This window comes from Companilactobacillus nuruki, assembly GCF_002872255.1.
Taxonomy (GTDB): domain Bacteria; phylum Bacillota; class Bacilli; order Lactobacillales; family Lactobacillaceae; genus Companilactobacillus; species Companilactobacillus nuruki.
The window spans coordinates 156985-176085 of the sequence record NZ_NIPR01000005.1; the positions used below are offsets into that span (position 1 = coordinate 156985).

Sequence of the window (19101 nt, forward strand, 5' to 3'; positions counted from 1 at the left end):
AATTATTATTTTTCCTGTATTAACCTTTGAATATGAATTACAAAATATACCAGTTCGTTATCATTTAATTTAATTTCTAGACGTGTTTGAATCTCATCACAAATTTCACTGGCAATCTTGTATGATTTTGGATAAAGCTTTTGAAAGTCTGATTCAATATTCTGATTCAACTCTTGTTTATCCTGTTCATCCGTCTGTATTCGAGCAACTAGATACTGTAAATGGATCATCAGCCGATCAAAGTAATTTTGATTAGTGATATTTCTAGTAATACCATGTTCAGAAAATACTGATTTAACGATTTTATTAACATTCTCACCAAAGTTCTCGGTATCAATCTTTTCTTCTTCCCCTAAATTCTCTATTCCATGAGCATTAATAAAGTGTAGAGCAATTGGCTGGGCAGCATCTTTTGGAAAATGAACGTTCAAATCGTGATTGATCATATCTACTGCTTTATCGGCAATTTCATATTCAATCGGATATTTATCACTAATATCTGGCACAGTACTCTTTTGGTACTTGCCTGACATTATGTGTTTGTAAGTCTGTGATATGTGATCGGTCAAAGTTACATAAATATAATCAAGAACGGGGTAATGAAAGGCTTGTTTTGCCATCTCAATAATTGCAAAACTTGTCATTGTGATATCAATTGGCACATCTTTTAACAAAGTACCAAATCTTTGCTTTGCTTCATCGGTATTCAAATAAAAAATACGTTCTACCTGTGCTGGTAAGATTTTATCGCCATGTCGCTTTTGGAACCCAACACCTTTACCTTGAACAATTGCTTGATCCCTTTTGCCAACATTAACAAGAACCGTGTTGTTATTGTAGACACGATTTACTACCAACAAAGCCATCCCCCTCCTCTCTCAAAAAAAATGACCATAAACTACGCCCTATTGCGTAATTCATGGTCATGCCTAATTTAATAGTAACAATCCAATATTTATTTAACTTACAAGGTTAGTATAACTGCTCTTTTTAATTTTGTAAACGCTTCACTTATAAAAATTATCAATAATTTCTTAATAGCTTACTCAAGACTTTTTAAATATTCTTTCATAAAGATCAAGATTATATTTAGTCTAATAAAATAATTTTTTTATTTGAAATTTTTAAAATATAGCTTTCATAAGCTTATATTTTCACTATTAATAGCCATTTGAAATAATTTAAAAATTAAATTCTTTCTAATTTTAACTATCGGTTTACTGAAAATTATTATAAACTGTTACTTAAGTTATATTTGAAAGGAGTTCTTTAAAGTATGTCGAACACAACCCAACCAGTCGAATCAAAGGCGTTTTATCTTAATCCTAATCGAGCCGTTGCTGTAATTAACTACAACGAGGAATATATATCTGATGTATTTCAATTGATCAATAGCCAGGGCTTTTACAATTTAGTTGATCTGTATCTTGAAGAGAGCCAACTTGCTGTAACCAACAAAGTTGAGGGATTATCTACTGATATTTACATCAACATCTTGAAAGCTATCTTAATTGATGATAAACCTGCATACGAAAAATACGGTAATGAACAAATCTTGAAGAGTATTGAGGATTTTTATTCATTCTACCGCTCATATTTTAGAGTTTCTCTGATCAATAAACACAATAGTGCCATTGTTAAGGGCAACTTTATGAACATCGACAATCGCTTCAATGAGGTCGTTATTCGTCTTTATCGTGCGATTGAAGAAAAATTACAAGGTTTTTCTAACCGTGCCTATCGTCAAATCAATGCTGGAACTAATGCCTGTGTTTTAACTCAATCCATCAAATGGGATATGCCTAAAAAATATGCCGCTCTTGAGAGTATTCGTTTCCTAGATACGATTATGATGCGACCACCAATGATGATGCACACTAAGAGCAACAAACGTGAAGGTGTCTTCAGCGCCGTTAACGATAATCCAATTGATAAATTCGATGGTACTCAAAATGATTGGTACTGTTTCCCGGCTAAGATCGGCGAGAGCCTTGCTTTCATTTACTTCCATCGTGATTACTTTGTTAGTGGAATCGCCTTGGCCAACTTATTTGAAGTGGCTGATGAACAAAGTATCGCTGGTAAGAAACCAGACGAGATCATTCTCTTTGGCCTTAAAGAAACTGAAGGTGGCGTAAGTCATTACTACCACGATGAGGAAAACGATATTTGGGTCGGCGAGGTTCCATACAACGATAAGACCACCTACTTTGGATATATGAAGAAAATGTGTCTAACCGTTCACAATTTACATATGATTTATGAAAACCATTTGCCAATCCATGGTTCAATGGTCAAGATCAGCTTCTCAAATGGAAAAACAAAATCAGTCGTTTTCTTCGGTGATTCTGGTGCTGGAAAATCCGAATCTATCGAAGCACTACAAGAAGTAGCTGATGATAAGATCATCAATATCGAAACAATTTTTGATGATATGGGTAGTTTTAGCTTTGATGAAGACGGTAATGTTTATGCTCAAGGTACTGAGACCGGAGCCTTCGTTCGTCTGGATGATCTAAGCAGTTCCGTCGCCTTCAATAATATGGATCGTGGAATTTATTTGAACCCTGAATTGAAGAACGCTCGAGTAATTCTGCCTGCTAATACTTATAAACATGTTGTTGAACACCATGAAATTGACATGTGGGTCTATGCTAATAACTATGACCCAGAAATTGGTTTGCATCAATTCCCAGATGAGAAACAAGCTAAAGAAACTTTTATTTCTGGAAAGCGTAAAGCTCTAGGAACAACTGATGAGGTCGGTATGAGTACTACTTTCTTTGCCAATCCATTTGGTCCAGTCCAAGAAGAAGAAAAGACTCGTCCTATCATTGATAAAGTCTTCAATAAGCTCTATCAAGATAAGGTTTATGTTGGCGAAATTTATACTCATCTTGGTTATGACAAATCCAAGGATAGCTTGCACGAGTCAGCTAAGGAATTATTAAGTGAGTTGATGAACAACTAATCGTTTTTAATTTAAAATAAACAGCCTCCTGGTAATCAAAATTAGATTACTAGGAGGCTGTTTTTCTTAATCTTCGAAAGTCGAATATTCTTTGTCCATTCTCAATGATTATATTTTTTATTTATTTCAGTCGTTAAACTTTGTAATTTCTTTTCAAAACTTTGCTTTTTAACCTTAGGATTATTTAAAACAAACTTTTGACTATGTGATTTTTTGATCCACAGATTATATTGTTGATTATCTACAGCATAAGAATTGTGAATAGTAAAACCACTTTGCCTTAAAGCGTCGTTATACTCTGATGGTTCATCAATAACATTTGGAACTAACCCTGTAATTATTTTTGAACCGATATTAGGCAATGGGGCTTGATCATTCTTTACTAGAACATCGTGATTGAAATCCCCTGAATGGTCAGAGTTATGCAAACTATCCAAAGAAACTAATCCACCAACCAAAGCCATATAAACCGTCTTATTCTTTAATGTTTTATCACCACTAATAACTTGATCGATATGAACGGATGCCTTCGTATAAGCCACATTCTTAGGACTATTCATTTTGTCTAGTTTATAAATTGTTCCTTTGATAACTGATTTACTGTGGTTTCTTAATTGATCCAATGACGTGGCCACAAATGAATTATTATCATCAAATTCTTCACTATTAATAATATCTACATTTTGAATCTGTTTCTTCCATATAGATTGGTTTTTTCTAATTATTCTTGATACATCAACTTGTTGAGTTGTATTCAAACTATTGATACTAAAGGCAGATAACGGTAATGCGAATACTAATAAACTAAAAATAATCATTAGTGTTTTTCTCATCGCGGTCCTCCTCGACAACATTATCGCACGTGTTGAATCGGTGTTGTACCGCGATTATTTTATATAATTTAATAAATAATTCATACTAAATATATTACAAATAATTTGTTACTATAGCCTGTCTATCAGTTGTTTGATCCTTAAAATATTCATACTCACATAATTCCAAATAGGAGCCCGAAATATTAATGATATTTGTATAACCAAGATTATTCAAGGCACGAACCATATTATAACTACGCTGACTTGACTGGCAATGGATATAAACTTTTTGATCAGTTGGTATCTCTGCCAAACGTTGGCGGAACTGACTTAAAGGAATATTCTTGGACGTTACAATATGTCCATTGGCATACTCGTCCGGTTCTCTAGCATCAATAATAAATGCACCCTTTTCAATTAATTGGCGAACCTTAGTTACAGGGATCTGTTCATATTCACCATTTAAAATATTCTCAGCCACCAAAGCGGCGACGTTGACGGCATTCTTAGCTGTACTAAACCACGGTGAATAGCATAATTCTAGATGCGTTAATTCAGAAATGTGTCCATGCATTGTAATCATCGTTGCTACTATGTCAATCTGTTTATCTACTCCAGATTTTCCTAAGGCTTGTGCGCCAAGAATTTCTCCACTAGGATAACTAAAGATTAGTTTCAAATAAATCGGTGACGTATCAGGCATAATACCAACTCGATTCTGTGGTATAACGGTGACAAAACGATAATCGAATCCATTCTTTTGACAATCATTTTCATTTAAACCGGTTGAAGCAACATTCAAATCAAATAGGTGAATTACCTGTGATCCAATTACACCGTGATTCTCAATAGGACGCTTGTATATATGATCAATTGCATCACGTGCTTCCATTTGAGCAGGAAATGCCAAAGATAATTTTGTCTTTTTTCTCGTTAACCTATTAGTAACCTCAATCGCATCACCCACTGCATAAACATTAGGTACTGAAGTTTCATACTGCTGATTTACTGCAATCGCTCCGGTTACGCCTAACTTACATCCAATCTTTTCTGCTAGCTCAGTTTCGGGGCTGACTCCAATTGCCATAATTACTGCATTGGCCTTAACTTCTATACCAGAACGTAATCGAATATGATCATCAAAAATCTCTATTAAAGAATCCTCTAAATGTAAATCAACTCCATTATCATAAAGGTTCTTTTGAACTATTTGTGCAAAATCATCATCAATTGTTCCTAAGACATGTGAGTTTGCTTCGATTAATGATACCTTTTTACCACTTTGAACTAAATTCTCGCAAACCTCTAATCCGATAAAACCTCCACCAATAACTGCCACACTTTTGACTTTATTATCAGTTAGGTATTTTTGAATATTTTTAATATCAACGACATTGCGCACAGAAAAAACGTTTTTCTTATCTATTCCCTTAATACTCTGGGGCATAATTGGTTTAGCTCCGGGAGACAAGATCAATTCATCATAATCCGTTTTAGTTATTTCGCCTGTAACGGTATTCTTCACTCGAACATTCTTTTCTAAGGGATCAACATCAACTACCTCTGAATTAACAATGGCTTTGATATTATACTGTTTTTGAAATTGTTCTGGAGTCTTTAGAATTATGCTATCAGCATCAGGAATCAATCCTCCTAAATAATACGGTAAGGAACAATTTGAAAAAGAAATACCGGGTCCCTTTTCAAACATAGTTATTTCAGCCATTTCATCAAGACGTCTCGCTCTAGCAGCTGCCGAAGCTCCACCACCTACTCCTCCGACAATAACAATTTTTTTATTATTCATAAATTTGACTCCTCCTAATTTCTATAATTCGATCACATGATACTCATATCCTAAATCGTTCAAAAATTTTTCTAACCCCTTCATCCTGACAAAGATAGTTTTAGTATTATCATTAGGATGAAAAGTTAAAGGGACGTTACCAACGATACTTTTTTCAAAATAAACCTGAACATCTTTTTCTTTATTATTTAACAAACCAAATATTGATACAAATCCTGGTTTCAAACCTAATTTTTTCATTAAAAGGTCTTCTGAAGCAAATTTAATGTGCTTCTCTCCAACGATTTCAGCAAAATTCTTCATATCTAGGCGTTTGACATCTTCCATAAAAACTAAATAAAAAGTATTTTTCTTCCTATTTGTTAAAAATAATGACTTAGTTCGAACACCAGCTTTCCCTGCAATATACTTATCGGCTTCCTCAGTTGTATAGACGGCCGGATGTTCAACAATATCAAAACTTATCTTCAAATTAGTTAATTTGGTTTTTACCTGTTCATATGGACTCATTCATCAATACCCCCACTTTATAATTTAAATTTTAGCATTTAATGACTTGCGGTGTAGTGCAAAAAAAATACGACCTAGCGACTATTTTCAATAGTTGCTAGATCGTATTTACTGTTGTTTAAAATAAAGTTAACAAGAACCAAATTGCCGTTAAAACACTAATCTTAATCTTATCCGACTGTGGCACATTCAAAAAGCGCCAATTCAATCCTGCTAGAATTCCAAAACCAATCACTCCAGAAACCCCACTGACCCAAACATTAGTCTTTCCAGCAATCAAATAAATAATAGTAATCAAGACTGCTTCAATCGTTAAACCGATGGCCATATTAACAACCAAGGTATTTTTATAATTATCATTATTTTTCAATAATAGATTAAATAATCCATAAGCAATTGCAAAAGCAATCACGGCTCCTATCAAATAAATAACTAGCTTCAACCACTTACCCATCTGTGGCATGTCAGCAACATTAGGATCAGAGATAATCATTTCAATAACGACCATCCAGATACTAATTAGAGCTACTCCTAAAACTGAAAGTCGATCTAATTTATATAATTTTTTCATAGTCTACCCCTATTCTTCTTTCAACAATCCGACAAGTTCTGATTGAGCTGCTTTATTAGATGGAATAAAGCCAAATATCAACCCTACTGCCGTTGAAACTGATAGTGAAAGGATTATTGCATAGCCCGTTATAACGGCCTTAAATGGTAAGAACGCATTAATTATTGAAACCAATAAGTACCCGAAAATTATTCCGATGATCCCACCAATTACACATAAAACAACACTTTCAATTAAGAACTGATTTCTTATATCACTAGATGTAGCACCAAAAGCTCGTCTAATACCAATTTCTTTTCTACGTTCAGAAACAGTGATATACATAACATTCATTACACCAATTCCAGCAATCAATAATGAAATACCAGCTACAAAGGCAATGAAGTAAGTAACATCATTAAGTATCCTAGTAAATTGTTTGCTGATAGCATCTGGATTTGAAACTGAATATTTACCTGTATTCTTTTGTTCGCCTAAACTCTTCATTTTTTTAACAGCTGTCTTACCAATCTGTTTTTTGTTAGAACCAGCTTCTAAATATAATTTAGCCTGATCCTTAAAAATTTGATTAGAGAACAGTTCCTTAAAGGTTTTTTTGGCAACGTAAGCATCTGGTCGATATTCCATTGATCCAATACTATAAATACCTTGGACTACAAAGACACTGCCATCAATTGTAATTAATCGATTAATTGCGTTTTCTTTAAACAATTTATGAGCTAGACTTTCTGATATATAAATACCATTGTCTGAACCATCCATTGTAAAGTAACTTCCCTTAACCAATTTTAAATGCTTGGGTTGTTTGTTTAAACCAATCGATGTCGTCTTAGCCTTATATGAGGCCTTTGCACTGGCTTCGGCAGAGCTACTAGCCAATTTAACTCGATTAACACCAGGAATCTTTGATAGAATATCGGCATCATTGTCAGTAAAACCATTATCAGTACTGACATCTGTCGTAGGTTCATAAGCAATTGTAATTTTATTACGCGTATCGTGATTACCCATACCCTTTGTCATAGTATGTGTAAATCCATCTCCAATCGCCAGAATACAAAGAACACTGGCAATACCAATGATTATTCCCAACATTGTTAGGAAATTTCGATTTTTATTTTTACCAATTGATTTAAAAGCGATCAAAATTTTATCAGTCATGATTCTTCACGCTCTTTTCATCGTTGTATAAATGTCCATCACGAATATAAACTGTCCGCATAGCGTATTCAGCTACCTCACTATCATGAGTAACCATGATAATAGTAGTTCCCGCCTGATTCAATTTAGTAAAAATATCCATGATTTCCTTACTTGTCTTTGAGTCTAGTGCCCCCGTTGGTTCATCAGCAATAATCAACTTTGGTCGGTTAACAATTGCTCGAGCAATCGCCACACGCTGTTGCTGACCACCAGATAATTCAGACGGTAGATTCTTTTCTTTACCATCCAAACCAACTTTCTTTATAACGTCGGCTACTAATTCATGCTTATTATGCTGAGCCTTTTTACTATAAATAAGTGGAACTTCAATATTTTCATAGACACTATAAGTTGTTAATAGTTTAAAGTTTTGAAAAACAAAACCTAATTGATCACCACGGATCTGTGACAATTCATTATCGTTCACATCTTTATAACTTTTATCTTCCAGCAAATATTCACCGGTATAACTTTGATCTAAAAGTCCCAAGATATTAATCAAAGTAGATTTACCTGATCCGGAAGGACCCATAATAGCTAAAAATTCGCCATCAGCTACCTCTAAATTGATATCTTCTAGTGCTGTGAATTTGCCGTAAGCCTTTCCTACGTCTGTAACTTTAAGCATTATTTCACCGCCCTATCTCAAGACTAGCTTATCGCCAGCCTTAAGTCCGTCGATCACATAATATTCGTGATCTTTCTTAGTCATCGTTACATGTTTCTTATGTTTTTTACCATTCTTCAATAAGTAAACCGTATTCTTGTCCCAAACAGCATTAGAAGGCAATTTGTAGCCATCTGAGGCTGTTTTTATCTGAACATGCATTCCGTATGGTAATTTGTCCTCTGTAGCGACACGGAAATGATAATATGAAACATTGCGTGTGCTATAAGGAATAGCATCCTTTTGTTCATAATTACCAGAGATCTTTGTACCATCATTTTTGATAACCGTTACATCAGCACCCAATTTGATCTTATCAAGGCTATATTCGTTAACATTACCTTCAATCACTGGGTTGCCATAAATGTAACTTCTACCTGCATCATCCCTAAAGTAAGTTCCACTGATTGGTGCTGTTACAGTACGGTTTTGTGCCTTAGTTAATTTAGTTACTTTGGCTTGTGCTTCAGTCAATGCTTCTTGATCCTTACTCAATTCAATCTTATCAGCAGTTGCCTTGTCAGAGGAATTGTAAGCCTGAATAGCCAACTGAGCTTGTTGAATCTCAGCATTAGCACTACTAATATCGCTACTTAAATCACGATAGAACGTAAACAATACTTGTCCTTTAGTAACCTTTTCACCGCTAGTAACTTGTCTTGAAGCTAGAGTTTCATCTTCTGACTTTAGTTCGTCACTGACTGGTTGTTTGTCATCCTCTTGAACTATTCCATTGAAATAATTTGAATTATCTCTTTGAACAGTATAAGTTTTGTAATCTGGTTTATTATCATTATTTTTAAAACCATTTCCCAAAACTAGAAAAAGAATAATGGCAATTAAAATAATATTAATACTCCAAATAGCAATTTTAATTCTCTTCATATAATAATCTCCCGTAATTGTTGTCTCAAAATAGCATAACAGTCTTAAACTAGACAAAATTTGGCATACTGTCAATGTCTAATGGAAATAAAATGATATGATTTTTATCTAAAAAATAACATTCTTATTAGTAAAGTAAGCACTAGCAACAAGGTTTGCGCTTACATATAAATAATAAAAATTTTCAGAAAGTATTAATATATTTAGTCCACTTAAAACAAATAAATCCCTAGTAATCAAAGTACGATTACTAGGGACTTTCATTCTTTTAAGTAATTAAACTAGCTAAGCTGTTGCAATTTTTTTATTCGTCTCTTCTTTATCAATACGTTTTAAACCAATTCCAGTGAATCCACTGATAATAGAAAGAATTGGTGAGAGTAAACTAAAGAAACAGAATGGCAAGAAAGCTAATGTTGGTACTCCTAAAGTGTTGGCAGCAAAGGCTCCAGCAACACCCCAAGGTATCAAGTAATTAATCACTGTACCACCATCTTCTAGTACACGACTCAAAGCTAGATTATCTAATCCACGTTTATTAAAGGTTGTTTTGAATGCTTTACCAGGTAAAATAACTGATAAGTATTGCTCACCTACAAAAATATTAACTCCAATTCCTGAAAGAATTGTTGCGGTAACTACTGAACGAGGTGTCTTTAATTTTTCGGCTAATGGTTCCATAGCTGTTTGAATAACGTTAAATTTCATCAATAAACCACCAAGTGACAACGTCAAGAAAATCAACGAAACTGTTCCCATCATTGAAGTAATTCCACCACGTGTTAGCAAAGCATCAACACTAGCATTACCAGTTTTTGAAACAAATCCTGATTCGATAAATCCAGCAATATTTTTCACTGGTGTATTGGGATTTTCAACAAAAATCATCCCTACTGTAACCGCGATATTTAAAATCAAAGTAGCAATAGCTGGTATTTTCATTAACGCACAGACAAACAATAATAAGATCGGTAGAATTGCCCACCAAGTAATGACAAAATGTGTGTTTAAAACATTAAGTGTGGTACTGATCTTACTCAAACTTGCTCCTGAACCAGCGTTACCTAAAATTGCGTAAAGAACTAATGAGATTAGAAAGGCAGGAATTGTTGTCCACATTAAATTCTTAATATGAGCAAACAAATCATCTTCGGCAATGGCTGCTGCCAAATTAGTTGAATCGGAAAGTGGTGATGTCTTATCACCAAAGATTGCTCCTGAAATAATGGCTCCAGCAACTAAGGCTGGATTCATACCCAATGTTTGACCCATTCCAAACAATGCAATCCCGATAGTTGAAATAATTGTAAAAGCACTACCGATTGATGTACCGATTAATGCACATACTAGAAAAACTGAAGGTACAAACCATTGAGCTGAAATCATATGGAAACCTGCAACCATCATTGATGGAATAATACCAGCTGCGATCCAGGTACCGATCAAGGCACCAATCAAAATAAAAATAAAGATTGGGATAATACCATTCTTAACACCATCGACAATACCATCAAATATATCATCCCATTCACTCCCACGAACTTTTGCCCATAGAATTAATAGTCCAATGACTACTAGTACCGGTGTTTGTGGTGAAAGTCCAAACTTGATAACCCCAAACCCCAAAATAATCAACATCATTACTAAAATTGAAACTGCTTCTCTAAAGCTAATAGCTTTTTTACTCTTATTCATTTCATTTCCTCCAAATTAATTTTATCTATTACCGAAAAAACTAATATCGAGGATTACCACCACATGTATTTATTATCATCTTATTTACCCCTTGGTATAAAAAAAGTCCCTGCTGCAACTATGCAACAGGGACGATTTACCGTGGTACCACCCAGCTTGAGAATAGTTAAATAAACTATTACTCCACTCTTGAGAATAACGGCTCTCTTATTCCGCTTGGAAAAACCAAGTCATGTCTGGTATTTCATAACTGCACCCTGACCGGTTCGCATCACCCACCGGCTTTCTTACACCCAGATACATTACTAATTGATTCAGACACTTATATGTGTTTATTTGATTGTTACCAACTCTAACAGGTCTAAATTGATCTGTCAACAAAAAAATATTTTTATGCCATTCGATGATCGATAAATTTGGATAACAACGATAAAGCATAGCAGACTACAAAGTACATCAACGCCATTGCCACGAAAACAGGAATAATATAATTAGGATCCTGTCCATAAACAACTTGACCATGTTGCATCAATTCCGGCACAACGATAATTGTTGCCAAAGATGTATCCTTGATCAATGAAATAAATTGACTAACCATTGCTGGTATCATTTTTTTATATGCCTGTGGTAAAACAATATGCCACATAGCTTGGTACATCTTCATACCCATTGCCCTAGAAGCTTCCATTTGACCAATATCAACAGCCATAATACCTGATCTGATAATTTCAGCAATCATCATTGATTCAAAGACTGTCATAGCCAAAATTGCGGCTGGAATTGTATCTGGCTTGAAACCAAAAGCAGGTAATCCAAAGTAAACGAAGAAAATAATCAATAGTAATGGCAAGTTACGAATAACATCAATTATAAAGCCCACGATTTTTGATAAATATGGAACCTTAGAATAACGAATAATCCCTAAGACTGAACCAATAATAAAACTTAAAATCACCGATATAACGGAGATTAAAATTGTGATCCACAAGCCTTGGAGAAGAAATCTGATATTGATCCATGAATAAGCGTCTATCCAATTTTGCATAATTTACCCCTCCTAAGCCAATTTCTTTTCTAGATGTTGCATATAGTAACTGATTGGTAATGTGATAATTAAGTAGAAAATACCAACGATCACGTATGTATTAACTGTTTCAAAGGTTTGTGAAGCAATTGCATTTCCTTGGTACATTAAATCGAACCCGGCCACAAAGGCAAGAACTGAAGAATTCTTAACCAAGTTGACGAATTGATTACCCAATGGTGGAATAACATACTTAAATGCTTGTGGCAAAACGATATAACGCATAGCTTGCCAGAAAGTCATACCTTGTCCACGAGAAGCTTCCATCTGACCAATATCAACTGAATTGATACCTGCACGAACTGTTTCAGCAATAAAGGCTGATGTATAAATTGTTAAACCAATTGTTCCAGCAGTAAAACCATTAATCTTAACGATATATAGTGGAATTACCAGATAAAAGAACATTGTAATAACTAGTAAAGGAATGTTACGAAAAACTTCAACATAAACATTTCCCACAATACGTAGAAATTTGTTAGGAACAACTTCAAGAATGGCAAACAGTGAGCCAATAATTAAACTGAAAAACAATGCCAAAATACTTGATAGCAAAGTCCAACCAAATCCACTAATGAATTCGCTCCAATTATTTGTTAATAAATTGATCATTTGCGTAACACCTCCTTATAGTTAAATCCAGGAACATTACCGAACCATTTAATAATTAACTTATTGTAGGTACCATCTTTCTCTAACTCTCTTAAGGCCTTGTTAGTGGCATTCTTAAAGTCTGTTTGCCCCTTATTGATACCTATACCATAAGGCTCTGTAGTGAAAGCCTTACCTTGTAGTTTATAACCTGGATTATTAACAGCCATACCAGCCAAGATAACATTATCAGTTGTTAAAGCATCACCTTGTCCTGACTTCAAAGCTGTTAATGCCTGAGCATAATCTGGCAATTGTAAGACTTGTGCTTTTGGCGCAAACTTCTTAACGTTTTGAACAGAGTTAGAACCAACAACCCCAATAATCGTTTTGTTATTTAAATCTTGAACTTTTTTAATCGATGAATCATTTTTTACTAAAATAGATTGTCCGGCGTCAAAATATGAATTAGAAAAATCCAATGTTTTTTCACGTTCAGGCGTTATGGTCATTGTAGCGATAATTGCATCGATATTACCATTCTTCAATAAAGGAATACGAGATTGTGAAGTAACTGTAACGAATTTAGCTTGTGCATCCTTACCAAGCATTTTTTTAGTAAGAGCTTTGGCAAGATCAATTTCGAATCCCTTCTCTTTTCCATCTTTAACATCTACTAATCCCAATAACTTAGTATCGGCTTTAACACCCCAAGTAATTGTTTTAGATTTTTTATCATTTTCTAAAACATTCTGTGATGACAATGGCTTTGAGCCACAGGCAGTTAATGTAAAGACCAAGAGTAAAGAGGTGATAATTAATGCTAAATATTTAAGTCGTTTCATATTCTTATCCCCCTAGTGTTTAATAATCTTGCTCAAGAACTGTCTTGCACGCTCATTACTTGGATGATTAAAGAATTTGTCCTTGCTATCATCCTCAAGAATCTGACCTTCATCCATAAAGATAACTCGGTTAGCAACTTCTTGGGCGAAGCCCATTTCATGAGTAACAATCAAAGATGTCATGTCACTTTGACTTGTAACATATTTGATAACTTGCAAAACATCATCGATCATTTCTGGATCAAGCGCACTGGTTGGTTCATCAAAGAGCATACAACGTGGTTTCATAGCTAGGGATCTAGCAATAGCAACACGTTGTTTTTGACCACCAGAAATCTGTGAAGGCATGTTATTAGCCTTATCAGCCAAGCCAACTTGATCAAGCAAAGCCATAGCTTGCTTTTTGTTTTCTTCTTCGTTCATTTTTAAAACGATTCTTGGAGCCAACATGACATTTTCCAAAACATTCTTATTAGCATATAAGTTAAAATGTTGGAAAACCATACCGACATCCCTTCTAATACGGTTGATATCAGTTGATCTATCAGCAATATCACGTCCATTGACGATCAATTGTCCCTCCTGAATTGTTTCCAAACCATTAACAGTTCTAGATAAAGTACTCTTACCAGAACCTGAAGGTCCAATTAAAACAACAGTCTCCCCCTTATCAATCTCAAGATTAATATCTTTTAAAGCGTGGAAATCTCCGTAATACTTTTGCACATCGCGAAATTCGATCATTGATGACATAGTTATTACTCCCTTCCTATATTCGGAATAAAATAATCCTAAAAAGTTTATTAAGAAAATTTTAATGTTTAAATTGTAATTTGGCAACAAAAAAACATTTTGTGAATTAAATGTTCGACTTTTTGTCTACCGACCATGTATCCAAAAAAACTATAACACTAATATTATTCAGATTATAATTTTAATATTGTCATTATTAAAAAAAATTTCTGAACAAACAAATAATATGGGAAAAAATTTCAAAATTAATATAAAATTTGAATTCAAACACAAACAAAAAATAGAGTCCAGCAACTATTTTCAATAGTCGTCAGACTCTATTTTTTATTAAATGCAAGCTAGATTTCTTGCCTGCTACTTTCGAAAATTGTTGAGGATCTCGAAATTTTTAATTATTAAGGGGGGAAGGTGCTTCTCAGAAATTCCGAGAAGCTGCGCACGAAAGGTTGAATACCCGTCGTGCGCAGTTTCCCGGAGGAAACTGTGAAACTTACTTAAGAACGATTTTCTTATAAAGATATCTTGTTAGGAAATAATAGCCCAAGTAAAGAACCAAGAAAATCAGAAATGGAATTTCAATATTTGCATAGGGTTTATAAAGAATCTTAGTGAATAATTGTAATCCTAATAGAACATGAACTACTCCCAAAATTGCTGGGACTGCAAAGAGAACAGCTATTTCTTTATTGATCGTTGCACGTAAAACTTTTTGTTGAGTTCCAATCTTATAAAGCATGTTGTAACGCTTAACATCACCATTAGCACCAGATAGAATCTTGAACATCAAACAACTAGCTAACATTGCCAGGAATGCAATTCCTAAGAAGAATCCCATAAATTCCAATCCTGAGAAGAAACCATTAATTAATGTATATGCTGAATATTTATCGCCACCAGCATTTTTTAATATTGGATAACGTTTATTTTCAGCTTTAGAGATAGATTTTATTTCTGATAAATTATTCTTAAATGAGTTCGTCTTTACAAGCACAGTCGTTGACTCTTTAGCGTTAATCGCATCATAGTCCTTATCACTAACCAAAACTGTTTCTAACATTCTTAATTGTGGTAAACGCGTATTCATGATTTCATAACCACCGTTTTTAGTTGGATCAGTTGTCTTATGTAGTGATGACTTCATTGTTTTTGTATCAATACTTGAATAGCCAAATGGTTGTTTCTTAAATTCACTGGCACGATAATAAACTTTCTTGCCAGATACTTTATAGTCATAAGTATTTTTTTCTTTAATACTTAAACTCTTCAAGCGTTTTTGTTGAGCAGCATCTGGATTAGTTAATTGAACATCATAATAATTTTGCCCGTTTACAACGTTATCAATTTGATTATTGAAACCTAGACCTACAGTTATAGCACCTAAAGCTAGAGCAAACATCATTGATACCATTGATAGAATTTTAGTATAATCGTTGATTCTAAAACTCAATTGTGAAAGGGTAAAATTGTTCAAACCCTTTTGAGAATATTTAGTATTACGCTTCAACATTACGATCACTGCTGTAACAAATGAATTAATCGTTAGATAGGTACCAGCAACGATTGTTACTAAAGCAATTGGAATACCTAAATAGATAAATACAGGATTATTACCGGCATACCACATCGAAACATATCCAATAGCTAAGAGGATCAATCCCATTATTGCTTGAACAGTTTTCAAAGCGCCGTTACGTTTAATTTTAACTGGCTGACTATCGCGCTTTAATAAAGTCAAAACCTTGCTGCGACGTAATGAAATAGAATTTCTAATAGCTGAGAACATGAAGATAATGATGAAGAATACGAAAGTCCAAATTAAAGCGGGTAAATAGAAACTGTTGAAATGCTTGACTTGCATATCTAGAGCACCAATCAACCAATGACCAACAAACCCTGTTGCAACTATTCCAATTGCACTACCAATTACAGTAGAAATGGCACCAATTGCAAATGTTTCAACGAAAATCATTCGTGAGATCTTACTACTTTTAGCACCGAGCATCATGAACATCCCATACTCTTTTTGTCTCATACTTAGTAAAAAGGTGTTGGCGTAATTCACATAAACGATAGTAATAATTGCTAGTAAAACAATTCCAAAACCAAAGATAAATGCCGTTGCTGCAGCTGGTGAGTTGGCACTTAAGAAGGATTTATTGGTAGCTAAAGACATGAACATATAGAAAATGGCTGAAGCAATCATCAATCCTGAGAACAACACACTATAGTCACGCAAACGATGTTTTATTCCACTTAAAGCTAATTTATTTAACATGTTGCTCCCCCTATTCTACAAATGTACCTAGTGAATCTAGGATTTCTTGATAATATTCTGAACGATTGGCATTTTCTTTTTTCAATTCTTGACCAATTTCACCATCTTTAATAAAGAGAATACGATCACAAAAACTAGCTGAAAAAGGATCATGTGTAACCAACAAGATTGAAACTTTATCTTCACGATTGATCTTAGTTAAAGTATCCATTAAAGCTCTGGCACTCTTAGAATCAAGTGCTCCAGTTGGTTCATCACCAAAAACAATTGAAGGTTCATGAACCAACGCACGGGCAGCGGCGACACGTTGCTTTTGCCCACCTGATAATTCTGTTGGATAATGATTCAAGATTTCTGTCAAACCAAGTTTCTCAGAAATACCCATAACCGCCGGTTTAATTTCCTTAGTAGGGCGATTTTGTAAAGCTAATGGTAAAGCAATATTTTCGTAAGCTGTTAAATTCTCTAAAAGATTGAAATCTTGGAAAATAAATCCGATCTTATTGGCTCTAAAGTCCGCCATTTGATTATTATTTAGTTTAGTAATATCTTGATTAGCAATTTTAACTTGTCCACTTGTTGGCGTATCAAGTGTCGATAAAATATTTAAAAGTGTCGTTTTACCAGAACCTGAAGCACCCATAATTCCTACGAATTCGCCGGGTTTAACTTCAAAATTAACATCTGACAAGGCCTTGAATTGTTTTTCTCCGGCCTTTCCATAAATTTTCTCAACATTTTGTACTTCGACGATTTTTTGCATCTGTTAATCCCTCCACGGAAACGAATACTTGCTTCGTTCCTAATTGATATATCAATCATAACTGGTTGATCATTTTGGGTCGTTGGATTCTCCTTACATTTTCTTACATTTTTGTAAGTCTTCGTTATATTAAGCGATATAATAAAATTTGGACATAAAATCACAAAGATGTCCTAATTTAATCACCAAGGGGTGTATTTCCGATGGGGAAAAATTTGCCAGATATTGACAGTAAAAAGTCATATATTAGTTGGCCTGTTGTTGCTTTAATGGATTTCGTTACCGTTATTGGTTTCGATGATATTGTTTACAATTTCCATAATCAAGGTTTGGGAATTGTATTCACTTGGATCGTTATGTTATTCGTATTCGTTGTGCCTTATGAGATGATGGTTGGTCATCTAGGTTCAACATTTGATACTGAAGGTGGTGGAGTTACCTCTTGGGTCCGTGCCACTGGTGGTAATGTTTGGGGATATATTTGTGCTTGGACTGTTTGGGTCTCAAGTCTTCCTTATATCGTTGATGTCGCTAACTCAACGTTGATTTCATTTGGTTGGTTGATCAACGGAAATAGCTCGATGTCAGATAAAATGAGCAATTCAATGTTTGCTTTATTGACAGCTGTTATTTTTACAATTTTTATTTTTATTCAGCACTATTTAAGAAATTCCTTACAAATTCTAAGTATTATTGGTGGTGGTGCAATGTTCATCGTCACGATCCTTTATGTGATTATGACCTTTGTTTACCTTGGAAAAGGCAACATGCCACATACACAACCATTCACTGTCAAATCATTTATTCCTAAATTTGACATGCATTATCTCTCCACATTTGGACTCGTTATCTTTGCTATGAACGGTTCTGAATTTGCCGCTCCATACGTTACAGAAATGAAGGATGGTAAACGTGACTTTCCTAAAGCTATGTGGATGTTAGCCATTATGACTGGTTTTCTAACCGTACTAGGCTCGTTTGCTTTGGGTGTCTTCTTCAATGCTCACCACTTACCTAATGATTTGAAAATGAATGGTTCCTATTATGCTTTCCAATATATGGGACAAGAATTTGGTATGGGAAAGTTCTACCTATATCTATTTGCCTTTACCCAGGCCATGTACATGATGGCTCAATTGGCGGTCTTACTTGATGCAGGTACTAGAATGTTCTTATCAGATACAGCTAAAGAATATCTACCAAAAGGGTTAACTAAGACTGATAAACGAGGACTACCAATCAACGGTTATTGGTTAACTACCGGAATTTGTACAATTATCATGGTCATGAGTGCCACATTGCCTAATATGAACTCGATTTTTAATCAACTATTGAATCTAAACGGAATTGTTTCACCTTATACAACTTGTTTCTTATTTAGTTCCTTTATTCTAGTCAGATTACATGATGATAAATTTAAATCTGATTTTGTTTACATTAAGAATAAGTATTTGGCTATTTTAGTTGGTGCTTGGTGTTTTGCAATTACTTTCGGAGCCGCTACACTAGGTATTTTCCCTACAGACGAAAAACCAGGTACAGCTGCTTGGACTCATGTTTTGAGTTTGAACATTATTGAGCCACTTTTAATGATTGCTATTGGAATAATCTTGCCATTAATTGCTCGTTATCAAAGACGAAAAGAACTCAATTAGTCCAAAAAAGC

At 34.3% G+C, this 19101-nt stretch carries 17 protein-coding genes; 2 read left to right on the forward strand and 15 right to left on the reverse strand.

Translation table 11 applies throughout. The annotated features are described in order from the left end of the window. Positions 1–5 precede the first annotated feature (5 nt). Entirely contained in the window at positions 6–866 is an 861-nt protein-coding gene (locus CBP76_RS02945) for a PRD domain-containing protein (RefSeq protein ID WP_102195438.1), read from the reverse strand. 410 nt (positions 867–1276) lie between these two features. Here CBP76_RS02945 and CBP76_RS02950 point away from each other — a divergent pair, with 410 nt between their 5' ends. Further along, positions 1277–2971: a phosphoenolpyruvate carboxykinase (ATP) gene (locus CBP76_RS02950; protein WP_102195439.1), complete on the forward strand. Its 1695-nt coding sequence runs from the start codon at positions 1277–1279 to the stop codon at positions 2969–2971. A gap of 101 nt (positions 2972–3072) precedes the next feature. On the opposite strand, the gene CBP76_RS02955 is transcribed toward CBP76_RS02950, so the two are convergent. From CBP76_RS02955 to CBP76_RS03020, 14 genes are all read right to left on the reverse strand, one after another. Beyond that, positions 3073–3804, reverse strand: coding sequence for a hypothetical protein (locus tag CBP76_RS02955; RefSeq protein WP_102195440.1), 732 nt, complete (start codon positions 3802–3804; stop codon positions 3073–3075). 94 nt (positions 3805–3898) lie between these two features. Continuing rightward, the gene (locus CBP76_RS02960) at positions 3899–5593 is read right to left on the reverse strand and encodes an FAD-dependent oxidoreductase (RefSeq protein WP_102195441.1); all 1695 of its coding nucleotides are present in this window, start codon (positions 5591–5593) and stop codon (positions 3899–3901) included. A 21-nt stretch (positions 5594–5614) separates the two neighbouring features. Next, the gene (locus CBP76_RS02965) at positions 5615–6103 is read right to left on the reverse strand and encodes a prolyl-tRNA synthetase associated domain-containing protein (RefSeq protein ID WP_102195442.1); all 489 of its coding nucleotides are present in this window, start codon (positions 6101–6103) and stop codon (positions 5615–5617) included. A 118-nt stretch (positions 6104–6221) separates the two neighbouring features. Continuing rightward, positions 6222–6674, reverse strand: coding sequence for a hypothetical protein (locus tag CBP76_RS02970; RefSeq protein WP_102195443.1), 453 nt, complete (start codon positions 6672–6674; stop codon positions 6222–6224). A gap of 9 nt (positions 6675–6683) precedes the next feature. Next, positions 6684–7835 carry an ABC transporter permease gene (locus CBP76_RS02975; protein WP_102195444.1) on the reverse strand — a complete coding sequence of 384 codons (1152 nt, stop codon included), beginning with the start codon at positions 7833–7835 and terminating at the stop codon, positions 6684–6686. Then, on the reverse strand, positions 7828–8505 hold the full coding sequence (locus tag CBP76_RS02980; RefSeq protein WP_102195445.1) for an ABC transporter ATP-binding protein: 678 nt from the start codon (positions 8503–8505) through the stop codon (positions 7828–7830). The genes CBP76_RS02975 and CBP76_RS02980 overlap by 8 nt, the downstream gene beginning before the upstream one ends. Positions 8506–8517: 12 nt before the next feature. After that, complete coding sequence (locus CBP76_RS02985) at positions 8518–9429, reverse strand: efflux RND transporter periplasmic adaptor subunit (RefSeq protein ID WP_102195446.1); 912 nt, start codon at positions 9427–9429, stop codon at positions 8518–8520. A 285-nt stretch (positions 9430–9714) separates the two neighbouring features. Then, positions 9715–11124, reverse strand: coding sequence for a Na+/H+ antiporter NhaC (nhaC, locus tag CBP76_RS02990; RefSeq protein ID WP_102195447.1), 1410 nt, complete (start codon positions 11122–11124; stop codon positions 9715–9717). A gap of 391 nt (positions 11125–11515) precedes the next feature. Next, a complete protein-coding gene (locus CBP76_RS02995; RefSeq protein WP_102195448.1) occupies positions 11516–12169 on the reverse strand; it encodes an amino acid ABC transporter permease in 654 nt (217 codons plus the stop codon). 12 nt (positions 12170–12181) lie between these two features. After that, on the reverse strand, positions 12182–12820 hold the full coding sequence (locus CBP76_RS03000) for an amino acid ABC transporter permease (protein ID WP_102195449.1): 639 nt from the start codon (positions 12818–12820) through the stop codon (positions 12182–12184). After that, entirely contained in the window at positions 12817–13644 is an 828-nt protein-coding gene (locus CBP76_RS03005) for a glutamate ABC transporter substrate-binding protein (protein WP_102195450.1), read from the reverse strand. The genes CBP76_RS03000 and CBP76_RS03005 overlap by 4 nt, the downstream gene beginning before the upstream one ends. Before the next feature lie 12 nt (positions 13645–13656). After that, entirely contained in the window at positions 13657–14388 is a 732-nt protein-coding gene (locus tag CBP76_RS03010) for an amino acid ABC transporter ATP-binding protein (protein ID WP_166667161.1), read from the reverse strand. Between the two features lie 499 nt (positions 14389–14887). Next, entirely contained in the window at positions 14888–16672 is a 1785-nt protein-coding gene (locus CBP76_RS03015; protein WP_102195452.1) for an FtsX-like permease family protein, read from the reverse strand. Between the two features lie 10 nt (positions 16673–16682). Beyond that, complete coding sequence (locus tag CBP76_RS03020; RefSeq protein WP_102195453.1) at positions 16683–17435, reverse strand: ABC transporter ATP-binding protein; 753 nt, start codon at positions 17433–17435, stop codon at positions 16683–16685. A 203-nt stretch (positions 17436–17638) separates the two neighbouring features. Here CBP76_RS03020 and CBP76_RS03025 point away from each other — a divergent pair, with 203 nt between their 5' ends. Then, a complete protein-coding gene (locus CBP76_RS03025; protein ID WP_102195454.1) occupies positions 17639–19090 on the forward strand; it encodes an APC family permease in 1452 nt (483 codons plus the stop codon). Positions 19091–19101: the final 11 nt, after the last annotated feature.

Coding starts and splice junctions, on each gene's coding strand:
- CBP76_RS02945 (WP_102195438.1), bottom strand. CDS start 866: ATGGCTTTGTTGGTAGTAAATCGTGTCTACAATAACAACACGGTTCTT.
- CBP76_RS02950 (WP_102195439.1), top strand. CDS start 1,277: ATGTCGAACACAACCCAACCAGTCGAATCAAAGGCGTTTTATCTTAAT.
- CBP76_RS02955 (WP_102195440.1), bottom strand. CDS start 3,804: ATGAGAAAAACACTAATGATTATTTTTAGTTTATTAGTATTCGCATTA.
- CBP76_RS02960 (WP_102195441.1), bottom strand. CDS start 5,593: ATGAATAATAAAAAAATTGTTATTGTCGGAGGAGTAGGTGGTGGAGCT.
- CBP76_RS02965 (WP_102195442.1), bottom strand. CDS start 6,103: ATGAGTCCATATGAACAGGTAAAAACCAAATTAACTAATTTGAAGATA.
- CBP76_RS02970 (WP_102195443.1), bottom strand. CDS start 6,674: ATGAAAAAATTATATAAATTAGATCGACTTTCAGTTTTAGGAGTAGCT.
- CBP76_RS02975 (WP_102195444.1), bottom strand. CDS start 7,835: ATGACTGATAAAATTTTGATCGCTTTTAAATCAATTGGTAAAAATAAA.
- CBP76_RS02980 (WP_102195445.1), bottom strand. CDS start 8,505: ATGCTTAAAGTTACAGACGTAGGAAAGGCTTACGGCAAATTCACAGCA.
- CBP76_RS02985 (WP_102195446.1), bottom strand. CDS start 9,429: ATGAAGAGAATTAAAATTGCTATTTGGAGTATTAATATTATTTTAATT.
- nhaC (WP_102195447.1), bottom strand. CDS start 11,124: ATGAATAAGAGTAAAAAAGCTATTAGCTTTAGAGAAGCAGTTTCAATT.
- CBP76_RS02995 (WP_102195448.1), bottom strand. CDS start 12,169: ATGCAAAATTGGATAGACGCTTATTCATGGATCAATATCAGATTTCTT.
- CBP76_RS03000 (WP_102195449.1), bottom strand. CDS start 12,820: ATGATCAATTTATTAACAAATAATTGGAGCGAATTCATTAGTGGATTT.
- CBP76_RS03005 (WP_102195450.1), bottom strand. CDS start 13,644: ATGAAACGACTTAAATATTTAGCATTAATTATCACCTCTTTACTCTTG.
- CBP76_RS03010 (WP_166667161.1), bottom strand. CDS start 14,388: ATGATCGAATTTCGCGATGTGCAAAAGTATTACGGAGATTTCCACGCT.
- CBP76_RS03015 (WP_102195452.1), bottom strand. CDS start 16,672: ATGTTAAATAAATTAGCTTTAAGTGGAATAAAACATCGTTTGCGTGAC.
- CBP76_RS03020 (WP_102195453.1), bottom strand. CDS start 17,435: ATGCAAAAAATCGTCGAAGTACAAAATGTTGAGAAAATTTATGGAAAG.
- CBP76_RS03025 (WP_102195454.1), top strand. CDS start 17,639: ATGGGGAAAAATTTGCCAGATATTGACAGTAAAAAGTCATATATTAGT.